The sequence below is a fragment of the Burkholderia sp. AU45274 genome, assembly GCF_030482505.1.
GTDB lineage: Bacteria > Pseudomonadota > Gammaproteobacteria > Burkholderiales > Burkholderiaceae > Burkholderia.
On sequence record NZ_JAUJQE010000001.1, the window covers coordinates 1636586 to 1661559 of the forward strand.

General features: G+C 65.9%; 15 protein-coding genes. 7 read left to right on the plus strand and 8 right to left on the minus strand.

Annotated elements, in window-relative coordinates:
- Positions 1 to 61 precede the first annotated feature (61 nt).
- The 3 genes from QZM35_RS07280 to QZM35_RS07290 are packed head-to-tail and all read right to left on the minus strand — an operon-like array spanning position 62 to position 3467.
- Positions 62 to 1339 carry a cytochrome c gene (locus tag QZM35_RS07280; protein WP_089427276.1) on the minus strand — a complete coding sequence of 426 codons (1278 nt, stop codon included), beginning with the start codon at positions 1337 to 1339 and terminating at the stop codon, positions 62 to 64.
- Between the two features lie 2 nt (positions 1340 to 1341).
- Positions 1342 to 2961, minus strand: a complete 1620-nt coding sequence (locus QZM35_RS07285) for a GMC family oxidoreductase (RefSeq protein WP_301775683.1) — start codon at positions 2959 to 2961, stop codon at positions 1342 to 1344.
- The gene (locus QZM35_RS07290; RefSeq protein ID WP_089427274.1) at positions 2961 to 3467 is read right to left on the minus strand and encodes a sugar dehydrogenase complex small subunit; all 507 of its coding nucleotides are present in this window, start codon (positions 3465 to 3467) and stop codon (positions 2961 to 2963) included. The genes QZM35_RS07285 and QZM35_RS07290 overlap by 1 nt, the downstream gene beginning before the upstream one ends.
- Positions 3468 to 3770: 303 nt before the next feature.
- On the opposite strand from QZM35_RS07290, the gene QZM35_RS07295 reads away from it, so the two are divergent.
- The 3 genes from QZM35_RS07295 to QZM35_RS07305 all read left to right on the plus strand — a co-directional run bounded on the left by QZM35_RS07295 (position 3771) and on the right by QZM35_RS07305 (position 12880).
- The gene (locus QZM35_RS07295; RefSeq protein WP_301775684.1) at positions 3771 to 9824 is read left to right on the plus strand and encodes an alpha-2-macroglobulin; all 6054 of its coding nucleotides are present in this window, start codon (positions 3771 to 3773) and stop codon (positions 9822 to 9824) included.
- A gap of 10 nt (positions 9825 to 9834) precedes the next feature.
- Positions 9835 to 12084 (plus strand): penicillin-binding protein 1C, encoded by a 2250-nt coding sequence (pbpC, locus tag QZM35_RS07300; protein ID WP_301775685.1) that lies wholly within the window; start codon positions 9835 to 9837, stop codon positions 12082 to 12084.
- 100 nt (positions 12085 to 12184) lie between these two features.
- Positions 12185 to 12880: a hypothetical protein gene (locus QZM35_RS07305; protein WP_301775686.1), complete on the plus strand. Its 696-nt coding sequence runs from the start codon at positions 12185 to 12187 to the stop codon at positions 12878 to 12880.
- A 39-nt stretch (positions 12881 to 12919) separates the two neighbouring features.
- Here the strand turns inward: QZM35_RS07305 and QZM35_RS07310 are convergent, their stop codons facing one another.
- Together QZM35_RS07310 and QZM35_RS07315 are read right to left on the minus strand one after the other, a co-directional pair.
- Positions 12920 to 13441, minus strand: a complete 522-nt coding sequence (locus QZM35_RS07310; RefSeq protein WP_089427270.1) for a GNAT family N-acetyltransferase — start codon at positions 13439 to 13441, stop codon at positions 12920 to 12922.
- 21 nt (positions 13442 to 13462) lie between these two features.
- Entirely contained in the window at positions 13463 to 14716 is a 1254-nt protein-coding gene (locus QZM35_RS07315) for a multidrug effflux MFS transporter (protein ID WP_089427269.1), read from the minus strand.
- A 299-nt stretch (positions 14717 to 15015) separates the two neighbouring features.
- Between QZM35_RS07315 and QZM35_RS07320 the strand changes: the two genes are divergently transcribed.
- Positions 15016 to 15555 carry a hypothetical protein gene (locus tag QZM35_RS07320; protein WP_089427268.1) on the plus strand — a complete coding sequence of 180 codons (540 nt, stop codon included), beginning with the start codon at positions 15016 to 15018 and terminating at the stop codon, positions 15553 to 15555.
- A 75-nt stretch (positions 15556 to 15630) separates the two neighbouring features.
- Here QZM35_RS07320 and QZM35_RS07325 read toward each other — a convergent pair whose 3' ends face one another.
- Together QZM35_RS07325 and QZM35_RS07330 are read right to left on the minus strand one after the other, a co-directional pair.
- Entirely contained in the window at positions 15631 to 16527 is an 897-nt protein-coding gene (locus tag QZM35_RS07325; RefSeq protein ID WP_089427267.1) for a glutamate/aspartate ABC transporter substrate-binding protein, read from the minus strand.
- Positions 16528 to 16738: 211 nt separating this feature from the next.
- Positions 16739 to 16927 (minus strand): hypothetical protein, encoded by a 189-nt coding sequence (locus QZM35_RS07330; protein ID WP_301775687.1) that lies wholly within the window; start codon positions 16925 to 16927, stop codon positions 16739 to 16741.
- A 21-nt stretch (positions 16928 to 16948) separates the two neighbouring features.
- Here QZM35_RS07330 and QZM35_RS07335 point away from each other — a divergent pair, with 21 nt between their 5' ends.
- The 3 genes from QZM35_RS07335 to QZM35_RS07345 all read left to right on the plus strand — a co-directional run bounded on the left by QZM35_RS07335 (position 16949) and on the right by QZM35_RS07345 (position 22915).
- Complete coding sequence (locus QZM35_RS07335; protein WP_301775688.1) at positions 16949 to 18607, plus strand: S8 family peptidase; 1659 nt, start codon at positions 16949 to 16951, stop codon at positions 18605 to 18607.
- A gap of 718 nt (positions 18608 to 19325) precedes the next feature.
- Positions 19326 to 22091, plus strand: a complete 2766-nt coding sequence (gene mgtA, locus QZM35_RS07340) for a magnesium-translocating P-type ATPase (protein WP_089427263.1) — start codon at positions 19326 to 19328, stop codon at positions 22089 to 22091.
- Positions 22092 to 22171: 80 nt separating this feature from the next.
- Complete coding sequence (locus QZM35_RS07345) at positions 22172 to 22915, plus strand: transporter (protein ID WP_301775689.1); 744 nt, start codon at positions 22172 to 22174, stop codon at positions 22913 to 22915.
- 150 nt (positions 22916 to 23065) lie between these two features.
- Here QZM35_RS07345 and QZM35_RS07350 read toward each other — a convergent pair whose 3' ends face one another.
- Entirely contained in the window at positions 23066 to 24865 is a 1800-nt protein-coding gene (locus QZM35_RS07350; RefSeq protein WP_301775690.1) for a DUF262 domain-containing protein, read from the minus strand.
- Positions 24866 to 24974: the final 109 nt, after the last annotated feature.

The following is a 24974-nucleotide window of genomic DNA, read 5'->3' on the forward strand; positions in this document are numbered from 1 at the left end:
CGACCCGATGTGCTGTGCTCCTCCTCTTGTCAGTTATCGCCCTGCTTCGTCGCGCGCCGCCTCAACGCAGCTTCGCGACGTCCTGCTCGGTCACCTTCGCGGCCGGATTGCCGAACTGCCCGGTCAGGTAGTTAGTCAGCGCGGCGATCTGCGCATCCGACAGCTCGTGGCGGAACGCCGGCATCCCGACGTCCTCGCTGCCGGCCTTGCGCTGCACGCCGTTCAGGATCACCTGCACGAGGTTGGTCGGATTCGATGCGCCGACCGTCGAGTTGTGGAACAGCGGCGGGTAATAGCCGTCCGGCGTGCCCTTGCCCTGCATCTGGTGACAGGTCGCGCAGTTGCCGAGATAGAGCCGGGCCGGATCGATGCCCGACGACGCGAGCGCGACGCCGCGCAGCGTCAGGCCGTCCTCGGCCGGCTTGCCCCACGACGCGCGCGACTGCTTCGCATCGCCGCTGGCGACGGCCGGCACCGTGCGAATGTACGTCGAGATCGCGCCGATGTCGGCTTCCGTCATCTTCGAGAAGCTGTGCTCGATCGCCTCGGCCATCGGGCCGGCCGCCTGCGCGAGGCCCGGCACGCTGCCGGTGCGCAGGTACTGGACGAGCTGCTGCTGCGTCCACCCGCCGATCCCCGCATTGGCGTCGGACGTGATGTTGTAGCCGTCCCAGCCCGCGAGCACCGAGCCCGACAGGAAGCTGCCGCCCGTTTCGTCGAGCGACTTCTCCTGCATCGCGATGCCGCGCGGCGTGTGGCACGTGCTGCAGTGCGCAAGGCCCTGCACGAGATACGCGCCGCGGTTCCACTCGGCGCTCTGCGCCGGCTTCGGCTGGTAGACCCCGTCCTTCAGGAACAGCCAGTTCCAGATCTTCAGCGGCCAGCGCATGCTCAGCAGCGCGGGGATCTCGTTCTTCGGCGGCGCCTGCTTGACCGGCTCGACGCCGTGCATGAAGTACGCGTACAGCGCCTGCACGTCGTCGTCGTTGATCTTCGCGTACGACACATACGGCATCGCCGGATACAGGTTGTCGCCGTTCTTCGACACCCCGTGGCGCACCGCGCGCTCGAAGTCCTCGGCGGACCAGTTGCCGATGCCCGTCTCGGGATCGGGCGTGATGTTGCTCGTGTAGATCTTGCCGAGCATCGGGACCGGCATGCCGAGACCGCCCGCGAACGGCTTGCCGCCCTTCGCGGTGTGGCACGCCATGCAGTCGCCCGCGACCGCGAGATATTCGCCGCGCTTGACCAGCGCCGGATCGGCCGCATCGGCCGCGCGTACGAGACCCGGCAGCGCGAGGCAGCCGGCGAGGAGGAAGGTGAGAGTAGATTTCCGCACGGTCAGACTTCCTTCTTCAGCGTGTCCGACATCCGCAGCGCAAGCGCGGCGATCGTCAGCGTCACGTTCACCGTACCGACGGTCGGCATCGTCGAGCTGCTCGAGATGAACAGGTTCGGATGGTCGAACGTGCGGCAGTCCTTGTCGACGACCGAGTCGCGTGCATCCGCGCCCATGATCGTCGCGCCCGTGATGTGGTTGTTCGGCGCGAACTCGTCGTTGAAGACGACTTCGGTGCCGCCCAGCACCTTCGCGGCCGTCGCGTAGACCTCGCGCGTGTGCACGGCGCCGCGCTTCACGTAGTCGTCGATCGCATACGTGATCTCGGGGCGCGGGATGCCGACGGCGTCGGTGGCCGTCTTGCTCGGCACGATGCGGTTCTCGGGTTGCGGCAGGATTTCGTGGAAGCAGTCGAACTGCACGTAGCGCGCGGAACGGTCGCGGATCTGCGCGTCGAGCTCCTCGGGCTTCATCAGCTTGCCGGCCTTGAAGATCTTCTGCGTTTCCTGGTTGATACGCGACATGTTCGACAGGTGGATCTTCTTCGCGGCTTCGGTCGCGCGGAACGGGCCGTCGCGGAAACCGATCAGCAACGTCATCTCCTGCGGGCCGCGGCCCGGCCACAGCTTCTCGTTCGCGTAGAACGACACGCCGGTGCCCGGGTGGTCCATCAGGTTGCGGCCGACCATGTCCGAGCTGTTCGCGACACCGTTCGGGAAATCGCGGTTCGCGGACATCAGCAGGATCTTCGGCGTCTCGATGCCGTTCGCGGCGATCACGAAGTACTTGCCTTCGACGCGATGGTCGGCGCCCGTCTTGTCCTTGTAGACCGCGGCGGTGATGCGCTTGTCCGGCCCGGTCTCGAGCTTGTAGACGACCGCGCTGTCGATCAGCTTCGCGCCGGCCTGCTCGGCCTTCTCGACGTGCACGATGCCGTTGTACATCGCGCCGATCGGGCAGATCGGCATGCAGTTGTTGTTCCCGCAACACGTCGGCCGGCCGTCGTACGGGCGGCTGTTGCGCGCGACCGGCTCGGTCACCACGTGGAACTTCGGGTCATAGCCGTTGAGCGCGCTCTTGATCGTGTGCTCGTTGAACGACAACGGCAGCGGCGGCATCGGGTACGGCTGCTTGCGCGGCGAGTACAGGTCTTCCTCGGGGCCCGGGCCCCACACGCCGAGTTCCTCTTCGGCGCGCTGGTAGTAATGCTCGATGTCGTCGTACTGGATCGGCCAGTCGCGGCCGACGCCGTACACGGTCTTCATCTTGAAGTCGTTCGGGATGAAGCGCCACGCCGACGCGGCCCAGTGCCACGTCGTGCCGCCTACCGCGCGGATGTACTGCGAGTTGAACTTGTGCTCGCCCTTCAGGATCAGGTAGTCGTTCGGCGGGCCGTATTCCGGATGCGGCGCCCACGCGCTCGACGGGTACGGCGCCATGAAATCGGTCTTGTCGACCTGGTTGCGGAAGCGCTCGACGATTTCCCAGCGCGGCATGCGCGGGCCGGCTTCCAGCAGGATCACGGACTTGCCCGCCATCGCGAGCTGGTGCGCGACGATCGCGCCTGCGACACCCGACCCGACGACGACGACGTCTGCCTTTTGCGTATCGGTATCGGCCATCAGGCTTGCCTCTCGATCGGTTTTTCGGCCCAGAAGCCGGGTTTGTTGGGGCAATACGACGGGATCACGAGCGTATCGGATACGACGCTGAACATTAATGCTTCTTCGTAGGTAATCACGACGTTATCGACGATGCCGAGATACCACGCTTCAAGAATCTTCAGCGCGAGTGCTTCCTGGTCGGGATTCAGCGAACCGGACGCGAGTGCGCCGGCGAGTTGAGGCAGGCTGTCGGCCGTCTTGAACGAACCCTTCTGCAACGCCTGCAGGAAGCGCTGGCCGAGCACGCGGCTCAATCCCTTCTTGCCTGTCACTGCTTCGGAGAGCGTCATGAACGTATCGAGCGGCGCGGTGCCGGGATCGTCGGCCAGGGCCCGCAACGCCAGCGAGCCCGTGAGGCCCGCCGCCGTCAGCGCCAGTGCGCCCTGCAGCCATTGACGCCGTGTGATGCCTGTTACGGCTGCGTCGCCCGAGCGACGCGAGTGGGGAGTGTTGTCGTTGTGCATGTTTCCTTCTCTCGAACACCGGATTCGGGAAAACCACGCTTGATATTTCTCAAACATTGGCGCGGACCTGAAATGTACGCGCACAAATCGGATCGAACAATCTTTTTATAGTCCATTAAATGTTCCGCAATCCGAGACAATCGACATTTCGCTGCATTTTTGTGTCGTTGACGCGACAAATCTGCGGCACGCACCTCAGTGTCGCACGCCGACGACACACTGTGCAGTGCGATGCGCGCGCAGGTCGGTCGGTTAGAATCCCGTGCAATCAAACAGAAAGCTTCCCTCCAAGGGCAACGAGCGATGAAGCAGCACGACAAACAGAACAAAGCAAAACGAACCAACCACACCACCCGGCTGCTCTGGCGCATCGGCGCCGTCGCGGCGCTCGGCGGCGCCACGGCGCTGTCGCTGCATGCGGGCGCGGCGCGCACGGTGAGCGTGTCGCCGCAAGGCACCGTCACCGAGGTCCGGCAAACCGTCGTCAAGTTCGACGAACCGATGGTCGCGTTCGGCTCGGCCTCCGCGCCGAATCCGGCACGCGTGACCTGCAACGACTCCACGGCCGCGCGCGGCCAGGGCCACTGGCTCGACGACAAGACCTGGGTTTACGATTTCGAAAACGACCTGCCGCCCGGCGTGCGCTGCTCGGTCGCGCTCAACGACACGTTGCGCTCGGTCGCCGGCAACGCGGCCAGCGGCCCGCGCCGCTTCACGTTCCAGACGGGCGGCCCGTTCCCGGTGAACGTCCGCCCCGGCTCGCGCGAGATCGAGGAGCGGCAGATGTTCGTGCTGAAGCTGAACGGCCCGGCCGAACCGCGCTCGGCGCTCGCGAACATCTGGTGCGAAGCGGCCGGCATCGGCAACCGCATTCCCGTCACGGCCGCCGACGACGATGCGCGCAACGCGCTGCTCGATCACTTCGGCCTGAAGAAGGATGCCGCGCGCGTGCTGACGCTGTCGTGCGCCCAGGCGCTGCCGGCGAGCGCGAAGATGCAGCTCGTGTACGGCAAGGGCGTCACGAGCCCGAGCGGGATCCCGAACGAAACGGAGCGCCGCTTCGATTTCACCGTGCGGGCCCCGTTCGCCGCGAGCTTCTCGTGCGAACGCGAGAACGCGAAGGCGCCCTGCACTCCGCTGCGCCCGCTCACGCTGTCGTTCAACGCGCCAATCTCGCGCAAGCACGCCGAGGCGATCAAGCTGCGCGGCCCTGACGGAACGCTCGCGCCGACCTTCGCGGCCGACGACAAGAGCGAGGAAGTCACCACCGTCACGTTCAACCCGCCGCTGCCCGAACAGGCCGGCCTGACGATCGAACTGCCGTCTGGCCTGCGCGACGTGACCGATCGACCGCTGTCGAACGCCGACCTGTTCCCGCTCGCGACGCGCACCGCGCCGATGCCGCCGCTCGCGAAATTCTCGTCGGGCACCTTCGGGATCGTCGAGCGCTTCGCCGAACCCGATTCGCCCGCGCTCGTGCCCGTCACGCTGCGCAACGTCGAGGCCGACCTGCATATCGACGGCCTCAACACCCAGGGCGCGCAGTTCTCGAACCTGAAGGTCGACGACGACACCGCGATCCGCCAGTGGATGCGCACGGTCGACCGCTTCGACAACTGGTCGATGACGGCCGGCTCGATCGACCGCCAGATTCCCGGCCTGCTCGAACGCAAGGGCCAGCATCCCGTGTACGTGCCGCGCGAAGCCGGCGAAAAGGCGCCCGCGCCGAAGGATCGCCGCATCGACGTGCGTTCGCTGACACTGCTCAAGGGCCAGCCCGGCGTGCAGGCGCTGACGCTGCCGAAGGCGGACCCGAAGGCGCTGCGCCCGTTCGAGGTCGTCGGCGTGCCGATCGACAAGCCCGGCTTCTACGTGCTCGAACTCGCGTCGCCCGCGCTCGGCCGCTCGCTGCTCGCGAAGCCGTCGAGCATGTACGTGCGCACCACGGTGCTCGTCACCAACCTCGGCGTGCACCTGAAACAGGGCCGCGAAAACAACCTCGTGTGGGTCACGACGCTCGACAAGGGCAAGCCCGTGCCGAACGCGCAGATCCGCGTGTCGGACTGCAACGGCGACGAGATCGCGTCCGGCAAGACCGATGCGCAGGGCCTGCTGAAGATCGACGGCGCGTTCGAGTCGAAGCGCGCCTGCAGCTCGTCCGACTCGGAGCAACGCTTCGACGACTACTTCGTGTCGGCCCGCGTGAACGATCCGAAGACGGGCCCCGACATGGCGTTCGTCAGCTCCGGCTGGAACCGCGGAATCGAATCGTGGCGCTTCAACGTGCCGACCGACACGGACAGCGCACGCACCGTGCGCGCGCATACGGTCTTCGACCGCACGCTGCTGCGCGCCGGCGAAACCGTGTCGATGAAGCATTTCATCCGCGCCGAGACGCTGCAGAGCCTCGCGTTCCCGTCGCAATACCCGACGCGCGTGACGATCCGCCATCTCGGCACGGGCCAGACCTACAAGCTGCCGCTCACGTGGGCCGCCGATCACAGCGCGGACACGCAGTTCACGCTGCCGGCCGCCGCGAAGCTCGGCGAATACAGCGTCGAACTCGAAGGCGGCCCGGAAGACGCGCCGACCGCCACCTATTACAGCGGCAGCTTCCGCGTCGAGGCGTTCCGCCTGCCGGTGCTGAAGGGGTCGATCGGCGCGCGCGACGCGCAGAAGAGCCCGCTCGTCGCCGTGAAGGAAGCGCCGCTCGCGGTGCAGATCGACTACGTGTCGGGGGGCGGCGCATCGAACCTGCCGGTGCAGGTATCGGCGCTGATGAAGTGGGCGTCGCCGCCGTTCGCCGATCGCTTCGAGGATTTCAGCTTCACGCCGTATCGCCCCGAAGCGGGCGACGGCAATGCCGACGACGATTCGCAGGACGGCGACAACGCATCGACGTCGAACAACGATCCCGACGCGACGAAGCTGATCGCCGACAAGCTGCCGCTGACGCTCGACCGCAACGGCGCGGGCTCGGTCACGCTCAAGGGCCTGCCCGACGTCGACGCACCGAAGCGCATCGCGCTCGAAGCGACGTTCGCCGACCCGAACGGCGAAGTGCAGACGATTCGCGGCGACACGATCCTGTGGCCGGCCGCGGTGGTGGCCGGCATCAAGGCAGGCCGCTGGGTATCGGTCGGCCAGCGCGTGCCCGTGCAGGCACTGGCGGTCGACCTGCAAGGCAAGCCGCGCGCGTCGGTGCCGATCGAGATCAAGGGCATCGCGCGCATCACGACGTCGTCGCGCAAGCGGATGGTCGGCGGCTTCTATGCGTACGACAACAAGAGCGACACGCGCGACCTCGGCGTGCTGTGCTCGGGCAAGACCGACGACAAGGGCCGCATGGCTTGCGACGCGACGCTCGAACAGGCCGGCAACGTGCAGCTGATCGCGGTCGCCAAGGACGGCGACGGCCGCACGTCGAACGCGTCGACGTCGGTGTGGGTCACGCGCGAGGACGAGCTCTGGTTCGGCGGCGACAACACCGACCGGATCGACGTGATCCCCGAGAAAACCTCGTACGAACCGGGCGAAACCGCCCGCTTCCAGGTACGCATGCCGTTCCGCTACGCCACCGCGCTGGTCGCTGTCGAACGCGGCGGCGTGATGGAAACGCACATCGTCGAGCTGAACGGCAAGAACCCGACGGTCGACCTGAAGGTCGGCGAATCGTGGGGGCCGAACGTCTACGTGTCGGTGCTCGCGCTGCGCGGCCGGATTCGCGAAGTGCCGTGGTACTCGTTCTTCACGTGGGGCTGGAAGGCGCCGGTCGAATGGGCGCGCGCGTTCTGGCGCGAAGGCCGTCACTATGAAGCGCCGACCGCGTTCGTCGACCTGTCGAAGCCCGCGTTCCGCTATGGTCTCGGCGAAATCAAGGTCGGCACGGGCGTGCACCGACTCGGCGTGACCGTGACGACCGACGCGACCCGCTACACGGTGCGCAGCAAGGCGCAGGCGCACGTGAAGGTCACGCTGCCGAACGGCCAACCGGCGCCGGCCGGCACGCAGATCGCGGTCGCGGCCGTCGACGAGGCACTGCTCGAACTGATGCCGAACAACAGCTGGGACCTGCTCGACGCGATGCTGCGGCGACGCGCGTACGGCGTCGAGACATCCACGGCACAGATGGAAATCGTCGGCCGCCGCCACTTCGGCCGCAAGGCCGTGCCCGCGGGCGGCGGCGGCGGCAGCGCGCCGACGCGCGAGCTGTTCGACACGCTGCTGCTGTGGAATCCGCGCGTGACGCTGGATGCCAATGGCAGCGCGACCGTCGAGGTGCCGCTGAACGACGCGCTCACGCGCTTCCGGATCGTCGCGATCGCGGCGGTCGGCCCCGACCGCTTCGGCACCGGCAGCACGTCGATCCGCAGCACGCAGGATCTGCAGCTGATCTCCGGCCTGCCGCCGCTCGTGCGCGAAGGCGACGCGTTCCGCGCGCAGGTCACGCTGCGCAACACGACCGACCGCGCGATGCAGGTCGTCGTGACGCCGCGCGTGACGGGCCTCGAGGTCGCGCCGCAAACCGTCTCGCTCGCGGCCAACACGGCCACCGAGGTCGCGTGGACGATCACCGTGCCCGAGCAGGCGCTCGACGCGGCCGGTGCGCTGAACTGGCGCATCGAAGCGGCCGAGCAAGGCGGCAAGCGCGCGTCCGACGCGCTGGCGGTCGCGCAGAAGGTCGTGCCCGCGCTGCCGGTCACGGTCCAGCAGGCGACCCTCGCGCAAGTCGACGGCACGCTGACGGTGCCGATCGCCTCCCCGGCCGGCGCCGCGAACAACGCGCAAGGCCTGCCGCGCGGCGGCATCGCCGTGTCGCTGCAGTCGAAGCTCGCCGACGGGCTGCCCGGCGTGAAGCGCTGGTTCGAGCGCTATCCGTACCGCTGCCTCGAACAGCAGACCTCGCGCGCGATCGGCCTGCGCGACCCCGCGCAATGGCAGGCGCTGATCGCACGCATGCCCGTGTATCTCGACAGCGACGGGCTCGCGAGCTACTTCCCGCCGTCGTCCGACGATTCGCATGCCGGCAGCGCGACGCTGTCGTCGTACCTGCTCGTGGTGTCCGACGAGGCGAGCCGTCTCGACCCGCGCTTCGCGCTGCCGGAAGACCTGCGCACGCAGCTCGAGGCCGGGCTCGCGCGTTTCGTCGACGGCCGCCTCGAACGCAACCCGTGGGCGCCGCGCCAGGATCGCGACCTGCGCAAGCTCGCCGCGATCGAGGCGCTGTCGCGCTACGGCGCCGCGCAGGGCCGCATGCTCGGCTCGATCGAGATCGCGCCGAACCAGTGGCCGACTTCCGCGGTGATCGACTATCACGCGATCCTGACGCGCGTGAAGGACATCCCGCAACGCGACGAGAAACGCGCGCAGGTCGAACAGATCCTGCGGGCACGCCTGACGTACCAGGGCACGCAGCTCGTGTTCTCGACCGCACGCGACGACGACCTGTGGTGGCTGATGACCAGCAACGAGACCAACGCGGCACGGCTCGCGCTGGAATTCGCCGGTGACCCGGCGTGGAAGGACGAGATGCCGCGCGTGACGGCCGGCCTGCTCGCGCTGCAGCGCCAGGGTGCATGGCAGACCACGACGTCGAATGCGCTCGGCCTGCTCGCGGTCGAACGTTTCTCGCGCACCTACGAGAGCACGCCGGTGGCCGGCGCGACGAAGGTCGCGCTCGGCGGCGACGCGCGCACGATCTCGTGGTCGCAGGCATCGGCCCCCGCGTCCTCGCCCGCCGACACGCCGGCGTCGGCCACCCCGGCCACCCGCGCCGCCGCGGCCCGCAGCGTAATGCTGCCGTGGCCGCGCGCGTCGCAGGCGCCGGCCACGCTGTCCGTCACGCAGGACGGCACGGGCCGCCCGTGGGCCACGATCGAAAGCCTCGCGGCGGTGCCGCTGCGTTCGCCGTTCGCGGCCGGCTACCGGATCACGAAGACCGTCACGCCCGTGTCGCCCGCCGTCAAGGGCGTGCTGACGCGCGGCGACGTCGTGCGCGTGCATCTCGACATCGATGCGCAGAGCGACATGACCTGGGTCGTCGTCAACGATCCGGTTCCGGCCGGTTCGACGATCCTCGGTTCGGGCCTCGGCCGCGACTCCGAAGCCGCGACCCAGGGCGAGAAGACGCCGGACGGCGCGTGGCCGGCGTTCATCGAGCGCGACTTCGACGGCTACCGCGCGTACTACGACTATCTGCCGAAGGGCAAATTCTCGGTCGAGTACACGGTGCGGCTGAACAACGTCGGCACGTTCGGCTTGCCGCCGACGCGTGTCGAGGCGCTGTACGCGCCGTCCGTGTACGGCCTGTGGCCGAACCCGCCGATGACCGTGAAAGCGGCCGAAGCGGGCAAGTAACGAGCAAGCGATGATCGATCAGGGTTTGCCGCGGCCGGCGCGTTTCGCCGGCCGCGTATTCGTCGCCATCGTGCTGGCCGCACCGCTCGTCGCGCATGCGCTGCCGAGCTACGACGACGTGCGCCGCAACTGGCGCAGCTCCGACTGGGTGCTGCTCGCGCGCGACGGCACGCCGCTGCAGCGCACGCGCGTCGACCTCACCGAGCGGCGCGGCGACTGGGTGTCGCTCGCCGACGTGTCGCCCGCGTTTCGTGAGGCGATCGTCGTGTCCGAAGACAAGCGCTTTTATGAGCACAGCGGCGTCGACTGGCGCGGCATCGCCGGCGCCGCGTGGGGCAACCTGTGGAACGAGCGCACGCGCGGCGCGTCGACCGTCACGATGCAGCTCGCCGGGCTGCTCAGCGATTCGCCGCGCCGCTCGGGCCAGCGCTCGCTGCCGCAGAAGGCGTCGCAGGCGGTCAACGCGCTGCTGCTCGAACGCGGCTGGCGCAAGGACCAGGTGCTCGAGGCATACCTGAACCTCGTGCCGTTCCGCGGCGAGACGATCGGCCTTGCCGCGCTGTCGCAGGTGCTGTTCGGCAAGGCGCCGTCGGGCCTCGACGCCCGCGAAGCCGCGATCGCGGCCGCGCTCGTGCGCGCGCCCAACGCAACCTCCGCGAAAGTCGCCGAACGTGCATGCCGGATCCTGCGCGACATGCATGCCGAGCAGGCCTGCGCGTCGCTCGACGGCTACGTGCAGCTCGTCACCGCGCGCCCGGCCGGCGCCGCGCGCGACGACGGCGCCGCCCTCGCCCCGCACTTCGCGCGACGCATCGCGGCCGAGGTCCGGCCAACGGCCGGCGCGCAGATACGCACGACCCTCGATGCGCCGCTGCAGCGCTTCGCGCGCGACACGCTGGTGCGCGCGCTGACCGAACTCAACGCACCCGCGCACCGGCGCAACGTGCAGGACGGCGCAGTCGTCGTGATCGACAACGCGACCGGCGAGATTCGCGCGTGGGTCGGCTCGTCCGGCGCGCTGTCGGGCGCGCGCGACGTCGATGCCGTGCTCGCGCCGCGCCAGGCCGGCTCGACGCTCAAGCCGTTCCTGTATGCGCAGGCGATCGACGAGAAACGGCTGACGGCCGCGTCGCTGCTCGACGATGCGCCGATCAACCTCGCCGCCGGCGGCGGCCTGTACATTCCGCAGAACTACGACAAGGATTTCAAGGGCTGGGTGAGCGTGCGCAGCGCGCTCGGCGGCTCGCTGAACGTGCCGGCCGTGCGCACGCTCGTGCTCGTCACGCCGCACCGCTTCGCGCGCACGCTGACCGCGCTCGGCCTGCCGCTCGCGCAGGAAGGCGACTACTACGGCTTCAGCCTCGCGCTCGGCAGTGCGGACGTCACGCTGCTGTCGCTGACCAACGCGTACCGCGCGCTTGCGAACGGCGGCGTCGCGCGCAAAGTCATCGACGTGCCGGCGCCGGCGTCCGGTGCAGCCGGCGCATCGGCCGCGTCACCCGCCCGCGCAGCCGACGACACGCGCGTGTTCAGCGACGCGGCCAGCTTCGTCGTGACCGACATCCTCTCCGACAACAACGCGCGCGTGCGCACGTTCGGCTTCGACAATCCGCTCGCGACGCGCTTCTTCTCGGCGGTCAAGACCGGCACCAGCAAGGACATGCGTGACAACTGGACCGTCGGCTTCACGTCGCGCTATACGGTCGGCGTGTGGGTCGGCAATGCGGACGGCTCGCCGATGTGGGACGTGTCGGGCGTCACGGGCGCGTCGCCGGTGTGGTCGGCCGTCGTCGGCTACCTGCACCGCGACCAGCCGAGCCGTGCGCCGCGCGCGCCGGCCGGCGTCGAGACGCGCCGCATCACGTTCGAACGCGATATCGAACCGTCGCGCAACGAGTGGTTCATCGCGGGAACGGCGGTCGACACGATCCGGCTCGCCGCCCCCGTCACGCCGGGCAAGGACGGCGCGCGCGCACCGCTGACGATCGGCACGCCGACCGACGGCACGATCTTCGCGATCGATCCGGACATTCCGCCGAAGAACCAGCGGATCTGGTTCGAGCGCTCGGCCGGACGCGCGACGAAGTTCGCGTGGCGGCTCGACGACAAGGTGATCGGGCATGCCGATCGCATCGCGTGGATGCCGTGGCCGGGCCGGCACCGCCTCGAACTCGTCGATGCGCGCGGCAAGGTGGCCGATACGATACGCTTCGAGGTGCGCGGCGCGTTCGCGAAGGCGGCCGCGCGCGGGCCGAACTGACCCAACGGCCAAGCAGCGCCCCGATTCGGGACCTAGAATAGGAACGGCGCCGCATTTTCGGCGCCGACCGGTTGCCCCACTCTCGTCAAGGCCCGCGACCATGAACATTCACCCCAGGCGCTTCATCCGCCCCGCGCTGAGCACCCTCTGCCTCGCCACCCTCGCGACGCTCCAGGCATGCAACGGCGATGCCTGCTTCGGCGTCGATGCCTGCTTCAACAACAACAACAACACGCAGACCGTCGCGCTGTCCGGCACGGCCGCGACGGGCGGCGCGCTCGCCAGCGCGCAGGTAACAGTCAGTTGCGCGGCAGGGTCGGCGACGACGCTGACGGACGGCGGCGGCAACTACCGCGTGACGGTCAATGCGGCGCTGCCGTGCGTGATCACCGTGACGTCCGGCGGCACGAGCCTGCATTCGCTCGCGTATGCGGGCGGCACGTTCAATACGACGCCCGAGACCGAGCTGATGCTCGTCTATCTCGCCGCCCAGCTCGGTACGAACACGGCCACCTTGATCGGCAATTTCCAGGGGAATTCGCGCTATCAGCAGGCGATGAACAGCGCGAACACCGTACAGGCCGCGCAATCGGCCGTGGTGACGAACCTGCAGCAGCGCTATTCGGTGGCGCTCACCACGCCGGCGTTCCTGACGACATCGTTCACGGTCGGGCAACCGGGTGTCGACAGCGATCTCGTCGCCCTCGCGAAAGCCGGTGCAATCGACTCGAACGGGATGCCGGATCCGGCGGCCGTATCGCTGCTGACGCAGGCCGGCGCGGCGCATCCGCTGTAGGCGGCCGGCGGCGGGAAGAAGATCGCCCGGTATCGGGCGTCAGGGGCGCGCTTGGGGCTTGCTGTCGGCCAGCAGCGCCCACCGTTCGTGGTCGCGCCATTCGCCGCCGATGCGCAGATAGCGCGGCGAAAAACCCTCTTTCGTGAAACCGAGCCGCCGAACCAGCGCAATCGACGCGTGGTTGCCGGGCTGGATGTTCGCTTCGAGCCGATGCAGCCCGAGTTCGCCGAACGCGACGCCGATCGCCGCGCGCAGGGCTTCGGTCATCAGCCCTGTACGGCTGAATTCCACCATCCCGTAGTACCCGAGATACGCGCTCTGGAACACGCCGCCGACGATCTCGTTGAGGTTCACCACGCCGACCACCGCCCCGGACGTGCGTTCGCGTGCGACGAGGCCGACGTTCGGCCCCGTGAGGCAGCGGCCGAACCACTGGTCGAATCCCGCCTGGTCGGTGAACGAATCGACCCACGGGAGATGGTGGCTCCGGCTCGCGCGGTTGGCGGCGAGCAGGTCAGCGGCGTCGGTACGGGCGACGCGGTTCAGCAGGATCGGGCTCACGGCCCGGTCGACAGGCGGCACTTACGCGGCCTCTTCGCGGCCGCACGCGACGGGCGCGGCCTGCGCCTGCTGCTGCGACAGGTATCGCAACAGCTTGGTGACCATCCACACGACGATGCACGACAGCACGACGAAGAACACCGCGAGCGGCGTCAGCACGTGAATCGACACGAAGCCGGCCAGCCCCATCATCGCGGACGACACCAGCAGCAGCGCGCATCCGAGGATCGCGCTCGTCAGGCCGGCGATATGCGGAAACAGCGAATTGCCCTTGGCCATCAGCGTCGGATACATCGCGCCCGCGCAGAAACCCATCACGAGCACCGGCGTCGCGAGCGTCCAGACGCGCAACCCGACGGTCAGCGCCAGCACCAGCATCGCGACCGACGCGCCGGCCATCACGCGCGCGCCGATGCGCAGCCGTTGCTCGGCGCTCGGCAGCCCGGGCCGGTGAATCCGGTTCGACAGGCCGCCGAGGAAATACATCAACCCGATCCCGAGCGCGAGATAGCCGAAGAAAGTCGGCGGCTTGTGCAGCGTGGTCTGCACCATGAACGGCCCGACGATGTTGAACACGAGCAGGATGCTGTAGCACAGCCCCTGTGCGAGGAAGCAGCTCTGGAACACCGGGCTCGCCAGCACCTTGCCCGCATTCGTCATCAGCGTGCGCGGCTCGAGATGCACGGGTTTCGGCAAGGTTTCGCGGTAACGCCACAGCAGCGCCCACATCACCAGCGAGTACACGAGCAGGAACACGAGGCATGCGCGCCAGCCGAACCATTCCTGCAGGTGCGCGCCGATCACCGGTGCGACGATCGGTGCCAGCCCCCACGCGATCGACATGTACGTAAACGCGTGCATCAGCGCCTGGCCGGCGAACGAATCGGTGATGATCGCCTTCGCGAGCAGGTTGGTGGTCGCGATCCCGAAGCCCTGCAGGCAGCGCGCGAGCACGAACGTCTCCAGGTTCTGCGCGCCGAGCGACAGCAGGCAGCCGATCGTGTAGATCACGAGCCCGAACGCGAGCACACGCTTGCGCCCGTAGGCATCCGCGACCGGCCCGAAAATCAGCTGGCCGAGCGCGTAGGCCGCCATGTAGCCGGACACGCTCGACTGGATCGCCTGCGGCGTGGTGGCGAACGAACGTGCCATGTCGGGCAGCGCGGGCACGTAGATGTCGATCGCGAGCTGGCCGGCGGACGCGAACAGGCAGATCAGGAACAGCAGGAAACGCGGCGAATTCGACTCGCGCGCGGGGATGAGCGTGGCGTTCATGACGACGGGGAAGGAGGTCGGACAGCAGCGGCGCAGCCGTGCGATGTTCGAATGGCGAACACGCGTGCGTGTCGCGGCGAATTCCGTATTGTGCCTGTTGTTGCATCGGGCGACAGGATTCCCCTGGCACGGGCGAGGTTGAATGCCGATTGCGGAGCGTCCTGACCTGCGCTGACCGGGCCGGCCGGCGGCGGTTTTAATGTTGATTTAAGCCGACGGCTGCATTGTCCCGGATGGCTCACTCCGTGAGCCGCACGTCATTGTTGATTCGATCAGTCTCGTTTGATGGAGATACGAAGATGCGATTCCGTTCGTATATGGCGGCGGGCGCGCTGGCGCTGGTGCCCGTGTTCGCCCTGGCCGGGCAGGCCGGCGCGGCGGCCGCCCAACCGATGTTCGTCAACGTCGACGGGCAGGCCGTGCCCGTGAAAGCCGAAACGCGCGTCGTCCAGACGGCCGTCGGCCCGATGAAGGTCAGCACGTGGAGCTGGCACAGCCCGCAAGGCGGCGCGAGCTTCGAGATGCAGACGTCGTCGTCGGGCGGCCTGCCGCCCGCGGCAGCGTTGCGGCAAATGCAGGCCGCGCAGTACCGGATGCAGGCGGCTCAGGCGCAGATGGTCGCGATGCAGCAGCAGATGATGGCGCTCCAGCACATCGCGCTCGCCAATGCGTTCGCGATGCCGGTGCCGCAGCCCGTCGGCTTCGCGATGGCGCCGTGGGCCATGCCCGAGCCGGTGCTCGTCATCGTGCCGGCGCAGCCGTCGGTGCGTTCGACGGCCCCGGCAACGCCGGCCGCCCCTGCCGCCCCCGCCGCGCGCGGCGCGGAAATCAAGGCCTGACACGCTTCGCCGCGCTCGGCGCGGCGCGCTCGAACCGCCGGCATACGCCGGCGGTTTTTCATTGCGACGGCCGAATCAATACTGCGCCTGATCCGTTGGATTCCTGAACAGCTGCTTCATCTCCGCCGACAGCGGATAGTTCAGGCTCACGCCCTTGGGCGGAATCGGCTGCGTGAACCACTGGTTGTAGAGCTTCTCGGCCGCGCCCGACGTCTGCATCTTCGCGATCACGCCGTCGACCACGTGCTTGAACGCCGGATCGTCCCTGCGCATCATGCACGCGTAGTTCTCGTGGACGAGCGGCGTGCCCGTCACCGTGTACGCGCCCGGGTTGCGGTCCTTCGCGATCTCGCCGTACAGCAGCGGCTCGTCCATCACGAACGCCACCGCGCGCCCGGTCGTGACGTTCATGAACGCTTCGGCATGATCCTTCGCGCTGATGATCGTCATGTTCATCGCCTTCTCTTCGTTGAGCTTGCGCAGCAGGCGCTCGTCCGACGTGCCGGCCGTCGTCGCGACCGTCTTGCCGGCCAGGTCCGCGAAGTCCTTCACGCCGGAATCCTTGCGCGTGCTGAAGCGGATGCCATACAGAAAGATGCTGTTCGAGAACGCGGCCTGCTTCTGCCGTTCGAGCGTGTTCGTCGTCGATCCGCATTCGAAATCGATCGTCCCGTTCTGCAATAGCGGAATCCGGTTCTGCGACGTGATCGGGATTTCCTTCACGGCGAGGTTCGGCGCGTTCAGTTCCGTCTTCAACTGATCGATGATGCGCGACGCGATGTCCCGCGAATAGCCGATGTTCTTCTGCTGGTTGTCCGAATACGAGAACGGCACCGACGATTCGCGAATGCCCAGCGACACGACACCCGTGTCCTTGATCTTCTTCAGCGTGCCGGTGAGGGCCTGCGCGTGCGCGGTGCCCGCCAGCGCACAGGACAGCGCGACGGCCAGCCAGCGTAAGCGGCGATCCATGCTTTTCTCCTGACGAAACGTTGGTCGAATCGCGATCGTACGCCCGACAAAATTCGCGTCGCATCAGGGAAAGCGTCATCAACCTTCCGTCGCGGCCGGGCCGTGAAAGATGTTTTCCGTACCGCGCAAACGCGCCCGCGCCGCCCGTGTCGCCCGACCGGCCGCACACGGACTCGCCCCACCTTTTGTGCCACGCGTTCCAAACACGCGTTCATGCTGCAACGCAGCAACGTAATCGTTTGCGCCCACCCCGGTTTTTCTCGTGAAACGCACTCAAGAAGCCGCCGCGCTGGCCGTTACCCAGTGCATGGCGCGTCGCAGCAACCTGGCTGCAACCGTCAGACAAAAAAGACAAGGTCCGGGTCAGCCGGACCAGCGCCACCGCCGGCACGACGGTCATCTACGAGGATCGAGTTTCAACATGAGAACCAAGCGTTTCAATTTTGCGCTGGCGCGCTCCGCACATGCGCGCATGCTCGCCGGCATGCTGTCCGCCGCCGCCCTCCTGCCCCTCGCCGGTTGCGGCGGCGGAGGCGGCGGCGACGGCAGCAACCCGTCTTCTTCCAACGCAGCGCCTGCCCCTGCCCCTGCCCCCACGCCGTCTCCCGCGCCGTCCAATCCCACGAACCCGCCCACGTCGTCCGGCAGCAATGCGTGCACGACGCAGCAGGCCGCCGTGCAGATGGCCGCGCAGACCGCGCAGACCGAACCGCCGATCGATCACCTGATCGTCAAGCTGAAGACGCTGACGGCCACGCGTGCGATGGCCGCCGTCGATAACGGGACGCGGCTCGACGCAGTGATCCAGCGCTCGCTGACGCGCTGGACGGCGCCGGTCGCCGGCAGCGCACGTGCGTATGCAAGCACGGTCGGGCAAACGCCGGTGAACGTGCAGGTCGAGCGGACGATCTCGAACGGCGCGACCGTGCTGTCGCTCGGCCAGCGCATGGCCGCCACCGACGCAGCCGCGCTCGCGCAGGCATTCGCAGCCGATTCCGACGTCGACTACGCGGAACCGGATCATCCGATGCAGATCCGCGACACGCCGAGCGACCCGCTCTACAGCCAGCAGTGGTACCTGTCCGACCCGACCGCCGGGATCAACCTGCCGCCCGCGTGGAACGCGACCAAGGGTTCGCCGACCGTCGTCACGGCCGTGCTCGACACGGGCTACCGGCCGCACGCCGACCTCGTCGGCAACATCCTGTCCGGCTACAGCTTCATCAGCAACGTCAACACCAGCAACAACGGCCTGACCCGCAGCCCTGACGCGACCGACCCGGGCGACTGGGTCACGCAGCAGGAACTCGACAACGCAAACGGTCCGTACTATCACTGCGCGAGCCAGCCGAGCGACAGCAGCTGGCACGGCACGCGCGTGATGGGCGTGATCGGCGCGACCGCCAACAACGGCACCGGCATCGCCGGCGTGTCGTGGCTCGGCCAGATCCTGCCGGTGCGCGTGCTCGGCAAGTGCGGCGGCACGACGAGCGACATCGCCGACGGGATGCGCTGGGCCGCCGGCATCGCGGTGAACGGCGTGCCGAACAACCCGCGCCCCGCGAAGGTCATCAACCTGAGCCTCGGTGGGGTCGGCGCGTGCAGCTCGACGTTCCAGCAGGCCATCGACGACGTGACCGCGAAGGGCGTGACCGTCATCGTCGCCGCGGGCAACGACGGCCTGTCGACCGGGCTCGACCAGCCCGCGAACTGCCGCGGCGTGATCAGCGTCGGCGCCACCGACGCGACCGGCCGCCGCGCGTCGTTCAGCAACTTCGGCCCCGATGTGTCGCTGAGCGCGCCGGGCGTCAACATCCTGTCGACGTCGAATACCGGCACGACGACCCCGGGCTCGGACACCTACGGCCTCGCGAACGGCACCAGCCTCGCCACGCCGCAAGTGACGGGGGTTGCCGCGCTGATGTTGTCGGTGAACGGCAACCTCACGCCCGCGCAGATCCAGCAGAAGCTGCAGGGCGGCACGCGCACGGCCAAGCTCGCGGCCGGCACGTCGTGCACCGCGATGCCGGCGGGCTCGGGCATCCTCGATGCAGGGGCCGCCGTCGCATCGGCCCACTAATACGCCACCTGCTTCGACACGGCCGCGCGCATGCCGATATCGCATGCGCGCAGCCGTTTCATTGGCGTCGATCCGACGGCGCGCCGCGCACCCCTCACCCCGATTACGTTTCTCGAAATAACGACTGACAAAAGGGTTGACGCTTCGCACAGCGACCCATTACCATCGCTCCCGTCTAATTACATGGAGTGTTCTGTGAACACCGATGCGAGTTGTAGTTGGTGCTTGACCAACTCGACTGCTGCCTGAGGAAAACGCGCAGAGCCTCGTCTTCTGCCGCATCCCGGGAAGCAGGATGCGGCGTCCTTCCGGCCTGACTTGACTGGCCAGATCTCCCGCCGAATTTTCATTATTGTCGAATGCACGCGATGCGCCGTCGCGCGCGTGCGTTCGTGTTGCGCGCAGCGTCAGCTGCGTGCGTTTTCCGTTCGCGTGCCGTCCGGCCGCGCGCCTTCGTGCGTGCGTCGCCGTCGATCGCCCGTGCCGACTATTCGCAACCGACAGGAGTGCAGATGAACTCAGACGACAGTAGTCGATTACCGCTCGCCGGTGCGACGTCACGCATCGCCCCTCCGGCCGCACCGCACGCGCCGGCGAGCGTTCCCGCCTTCACCGATCCACAGCCGATCGCGCCTGACGCGACGCGGCGGGGAGCGCTCGTGCGTCGATAACGTCACGGTCGCTCCCCGCCCGCCGCCTCGTGCGCTAGGAGCGACTCATGACAACACGACACAACACATCGCAAAAGAAACAGCGCGGCTTCATCAAGGCCGGCGGCGCCCAGCAGAACGACCCGCGCATCATGCGCGCCGCGCAGGAAGCGGCCCGTCCGCTCGAAGAGACGCTGAAGTCGCTGAACACCAGCACGCGCGGCCTCACCTACGACCAGGCCGCCGACCGCCTGCAGCACTACGGCCCGAACGAAATCGCGCACGACAAGCCGCCGCACTGGACCCGCCAGCTGCTGCTCTCGTTCCACAATCCGTTCGTCTACGTGCTGCTGGTACTCGCCGCCATCAGCTTCTTCACCGACGTCTACTTCGCGGCGCCCGACGATCGCGACTACGTCGGCATGACGATCCTGCTGACGATGGTCACGATCAGCGCGCTGCTGCGCTTCGTGCAGGAATTCCGTTCGCTGCGCGCGGCCGAGAAGCTGAAGGCGATGGTCCGCACGACGGCCACCGTGCAGCGTGCCATGACCGACACGTCCGAGCCGACACGCCGCGAGGTGCCGATGCGCGAAGTCGTGGCCGGCGACATCGTGCACCTGTCGGCCGGCGACATGATCCCGGCGGACGTGCGCCTGCTCGCGTCGCGCGACCTGTTCATCAGCCAGGCCGTGCTGACCGGCGAGGCGCTGCCCGTCGAGAAGTACGACACGCTCGGCGCGGTCGCCGGCAAATCCGCCGGCACGCGCGCGGCCGACTCCGCGACCGATACGTCGGCATCGCTGCTCGATCTCGAGAACGTCTGCTTCATGGGCACCAACGTCGTCAGCGGCACGGCGACGGCCGTCGTCGTCGCGACCGGCGAGGACACCTACTTCGGCTCGCTCGCGCGCAACGTCGTGAGCCACAAGCGCATCGAGACGAGCTTCGACCGCGGCGTCGCGAGCGTGAGCTGGCTGCTGATCAAGTTCATGTTCGTGATGGTGCCGATCGTGTTCATGATCAACGGGCTGACCAAGGGCGACTGGCTGAGCGCGCTCACGTTCGCCCTCGCGGTGGCCGTGGGCCTCACGCCGGAGATGCTGCCGATGATCGTCAGCGCGAACCTCGCGCGCGGCGCGGTGGCAATGGCGCGCCGCAAGGTCGTCGTCAAGCGGCTGAACTCGGTGCAGAACTTCGGCGCGATGGACGTGCTGTGCACCGACAAGACCGGCACGCTCACGCAGGACAAGATCATCCTCGAACATCACCTCGACCTGTCGGGCTACAAGGACGAGGAGATCCTGCGGCTCGGCTGGCTGAACAGCTTCCACCAGAGCGGCCAGAAGAACCTGATCGACATCGCGGTCGTCGCGCGTGCCGACGAGATCGGCGAGCGCGTGAAGCCGCAGGGCTACAAGAAGATCGACGAACTGCCGTTCGACTTCGTGCGGCGCCGCCTGTCGGTCGTCGTCGAGGACAGGCACGGCACGCACCTGCTGATCTGCAAGGGTGCGGTCGAGGAAATGCTGGCCGTCTCCACGCACGTGCAGGACGAGGACGGCGTGCGCCCGCTCGACTTCGTCGCGCGCAAGCGGCTGCTCGAACAGGCCAGCGCGTACAACGAGGACGGCTTCCGCGTGCTCGTGCTCGCCACGCGCACGATCCCGCGCGGCGACGAGCGCCAGCAGTACCGCACCGCCGACGAACACGACCTCGTCGTGCGCGGCTTCCTGACCTTCCTCGATCCGCCGAAGGAATCGGCCGCGCCGGCGCTCGCCGCGCTGCGCGAAAACGGCGTCGCGGTGAAGGTGCTGACGGGCGACAACCCGGTCGTCACGATGAAGGTGTGCCGCCAGGTCGGCCTCGAGCCCGGCAAGCCGATCCTCGGCACGGAAATCGAAGCGCTCGACGACGCGACGCTCGCGGAAGTCGTCGAACGCACGACCGTGTTCGCGAAGCTCACGCCGCTGCAGAAGGCGCGCATCGTCAAGGCGCTGCAGGCGAACGGCCACACGGTCGGCTTCCTCGGCGACGGCATCAACGATGCGCCCGCGCTGCGCGACGCCGACGTCGGCATCTCGGTCGACAGCGGCGCCGACATCGCGAAGGAAACCGCGGACATCATCCTGCTCGAAAAGAGCCTGATGGTGCTCGAGGAAGGCGTGATCAAGGGCCGCGAGACGTTCGGCAACATCCTGAAGTACCTGAACATGACCGCCAGCTCGAACTTCGGCAACGTGTTCTCGGTGCTCGTCGCCAGCGCGTTCCTGCCGTGGGAGCCGATGCTCGCGACGCAGCTGCTCGTGCTGAACCTGATTTACGACACGTCGCAGATGCTGCTGCCGTGGGACAAGATGGATCCCGAGTTCCTGAAGAAGCCGCGCAAGTGGGAAGCCGGCAACATCAGCCGCTTCATGCTGTGGGTCGGGCCGACGTCGTCGGTGTTCGACATCACGACGTACATCCTGATGTGGACGGTGTTCGGCGCGGGTGCGATGTATCACCTGAACGGCGGCACCGGCGGCCAGATCGTGATGAACTCGGGCTGGTTCATCGAGAGCCTGGTCTCGCAGACGCTCGTCGTGCACCTGCTGCGCACGCAGAAGATCCCGTTCCTGCAGAGCACGGCCGCGCTGCCGGTGCTGCTGTCGACGTTCACCGCGATCGCGATCGGCTGCTGGCTGCCGTTCTCGCCGTTCGCCGAATCGCTCGGCTTCATGCACCTGCCGGGCACCTTCTGGCTGTGGCTCGCCGCGACGATGGTCGGCTACATCCTGCTCGCGCAGATCGTCAAGACGATCTACGTGCGCCGCTACAAGCAGTGGTTCTGAACGTCTTCGCTTGACGACCTGCCGGCCTGCGCCTCCCTGGGCGCAAGCCGGCAGGCTCGCCACGCATCTCGGGTGACACGATGAAAAGAATGCTTCCGCTCGCAGCCGCGAGCGCCTTCCTCGCGCCGTTCGATGCGCTCGCCACCCATCCGCTCGTCAGCGACGACACGGGCACGCAGGGCAACGCGAACTGGCAGTTCGAATTCAACGCCGAGGAAACCTCGAAACAGGAAGAAACCGGCCGCCACCAGCTGTGGAACGCGACGCTCACGCGCGGGTTCGGCGAACACGTCGATCTCTACGTGAACGCGCCTTACACGCATCTGCAAACGCGCACCGATGAAAACGGCGCCGGAATCGGCGATGTCGAGATCGGCATGAAATGGCGGTTCGTCGAGCGCGGCCCGCTGTCGATCGCGCTGAAGCCGAAACTGACCGCGCCGACCGGCAACGACCGGCGCGGCCTCGGCACCGGCCGCGTGGGCGCCGGCGCAACGCTGCTCGCGCAGCTCGACGTCGCGCGGTTTTCGTTCCTCGCGAATGCGGGCATGACGTACCAGCCGAATCGCCAGGGCGACCTGACGTCGATCTGGGCCGTGTCCGGCGCGGCGATCTACAAGGCGACCGACACGTTGCAGATCGTGGCCGACATCGGCACGTCGCGCCACACGGAAAGCGGTGCCGGCGCGAATCCCGCCTTCGTGATCGCGGGCGCGATCTATTCGCCGAAGCCGTGGCTCGATCTCGACCTCGGCTACCGGCGCAGGCTGAACGACCAGACCTACGATCATTCGGTGATGGGCGGCGTGACGGTGCGGTGGTGAGACGTCGAACGATGGATGGGGGGAGTACTAGCGCCCGTCCACCATCGTCCCGCACAGAATCCGTGTGCTCATAAAGATTTTTTATCAACGACAAAGATTTTTTTCGCGCTGGAAATACTCAACAAGATCGTGCGAAATTCAACCCTTTTGTCAATTGAATAATCTTGCGAGTTGAATTATCTCCTTCCCCGCCACCTCCACTGTTTGCGCCCCGTTCCTTCTAAACATTTTGTCACCTAAGAAGCAGGGCTCTTTCCCGGCTTCGACCCTAACCACGATCGAAGTACGCCCCATGTAGTCAATCGGCGCAATCTGAGATCCGACCCTTATCCTTATCTCATCAGACAGATTACTTCCTGCGATTCTATCCGAAATAAACTGAAGATATTTATCCATATTTGTATGAAACACCGCCTCCCGATCGACTCCGACAACATGAAACTCACCCGCCTTCAATATTGACGTCCCATACAATTCCCGCACCCTCTCGGCGTCAGATTTTTTATCAGCAACCCCAAGGATCACATACCCAACCTTTCCCTTCCCCAAATTTGCAAGCGCACATATCGTCTCCAACACCCCGGAAAATGAATTATCATCAAATTTCCTGGCACCATCCAAGCGATGCAAACCTTGCTTAAAATCGTAATTTGCCGCCTCTGTTTTCGATCTCGACAGCAAATTCAAGAATTCCGTTTTCCCAACAAGAGCCACCGGATCTTCCGGATTAACCCTAAAACTTCTACGGATCAACCCCTTAACAAGATCGACATTTTTATTTCTATTAATTGCCGCCCAGTGTCCACCCGTCGAAATATCAACATGCCTATCCAAGCCATCCAGCGCCTTTATCAAACCTCTCTTATCGGCGATCCTCAACTTCTCGACAAAGAGAAGCTCATAGAGAGCAAGAAATACAACTTGAAAGTATCGTGAAGTCCCATGCCTCGGAGAAACGTTCTTCAGTACTTTTCGAAATCCACCTATCTCATCAAAGATCTCGTCAAAATTATCAACCGTTTGCTGAATCGTCTTCTCTAGTGCCGAAATCCCAAACTTAAAAACCAGCGAGTCAATTTCGGACTTTTTTGCCGCAACACGAACCAACTCTTCTGCCGTGGACTCTCGGGATCTACCGTAGAATGCGTCACGAGCCTGCCGAGAACTTGCCGGCTTCTCCTCGTCCGGACTCGCAATATAGGCGATGATGTCAGCAATCACCTCTTCATCTCGACTATCGCGAATATCCTCTCTCAACTGCACCCCATGACGAACCCAGAACATATCCTCGACACGAATTCCATACTCGAGGTCTTTACTGGTAATACTAATTGCATCCATTTTACTCAACAGCAAGATATCGTCATGCGAAACGTCGCCACGAATCGCCGTAGCCAGCGTTCGAACAAGATCTGAAAATGATCCCGTAACGCCAGCCTGCCGAATCTCCTGATCAGACAGAACCCGTCCAAAGGAATTTATTCTTCTAAATATTTCATCGATATCAGCAGAATCATCGATTCTATAAGTCGAAATAGGTATTTTGTAATTCGCAAAAGCAGCACATACTTTACGAGGCAGAATATTTTCGCCTTGACCCAAACGCCCCTCATCGAGCAACTGCTTCGACGACGCCATCGTCTCCAAGTCAAAATACTCATTATTGAATGCAAATTTATTTTCAATAAAACTGAATATCGCATTCAATCGCTGCATTCCATCAATAATCTCGAATCTCGGCTGCCCGTCAACATGAACTTCGGCCAAAAGAATTAATGGAAGAGGAAATTGCCGAACAACAGTATCGATCAGATGTTGCTTTTCATCGATAGTCCAAACCAATTTTCTTTGATAGCGCCTATTTACGATAAGACGGCCATCGAGATACCATGTATAAAGCTCCTGAATATTTTCACCGCGAATATTCAAATCAATTTTAGAAGATTCCATTGTTATTATCCATTATTTAATATAATCACCCGCAACATTCCGGGCGCCCCGATTTCTAATGCACCATCAATAACAAAAACAGCAAACAACCACGTGGCAACAAGACCAA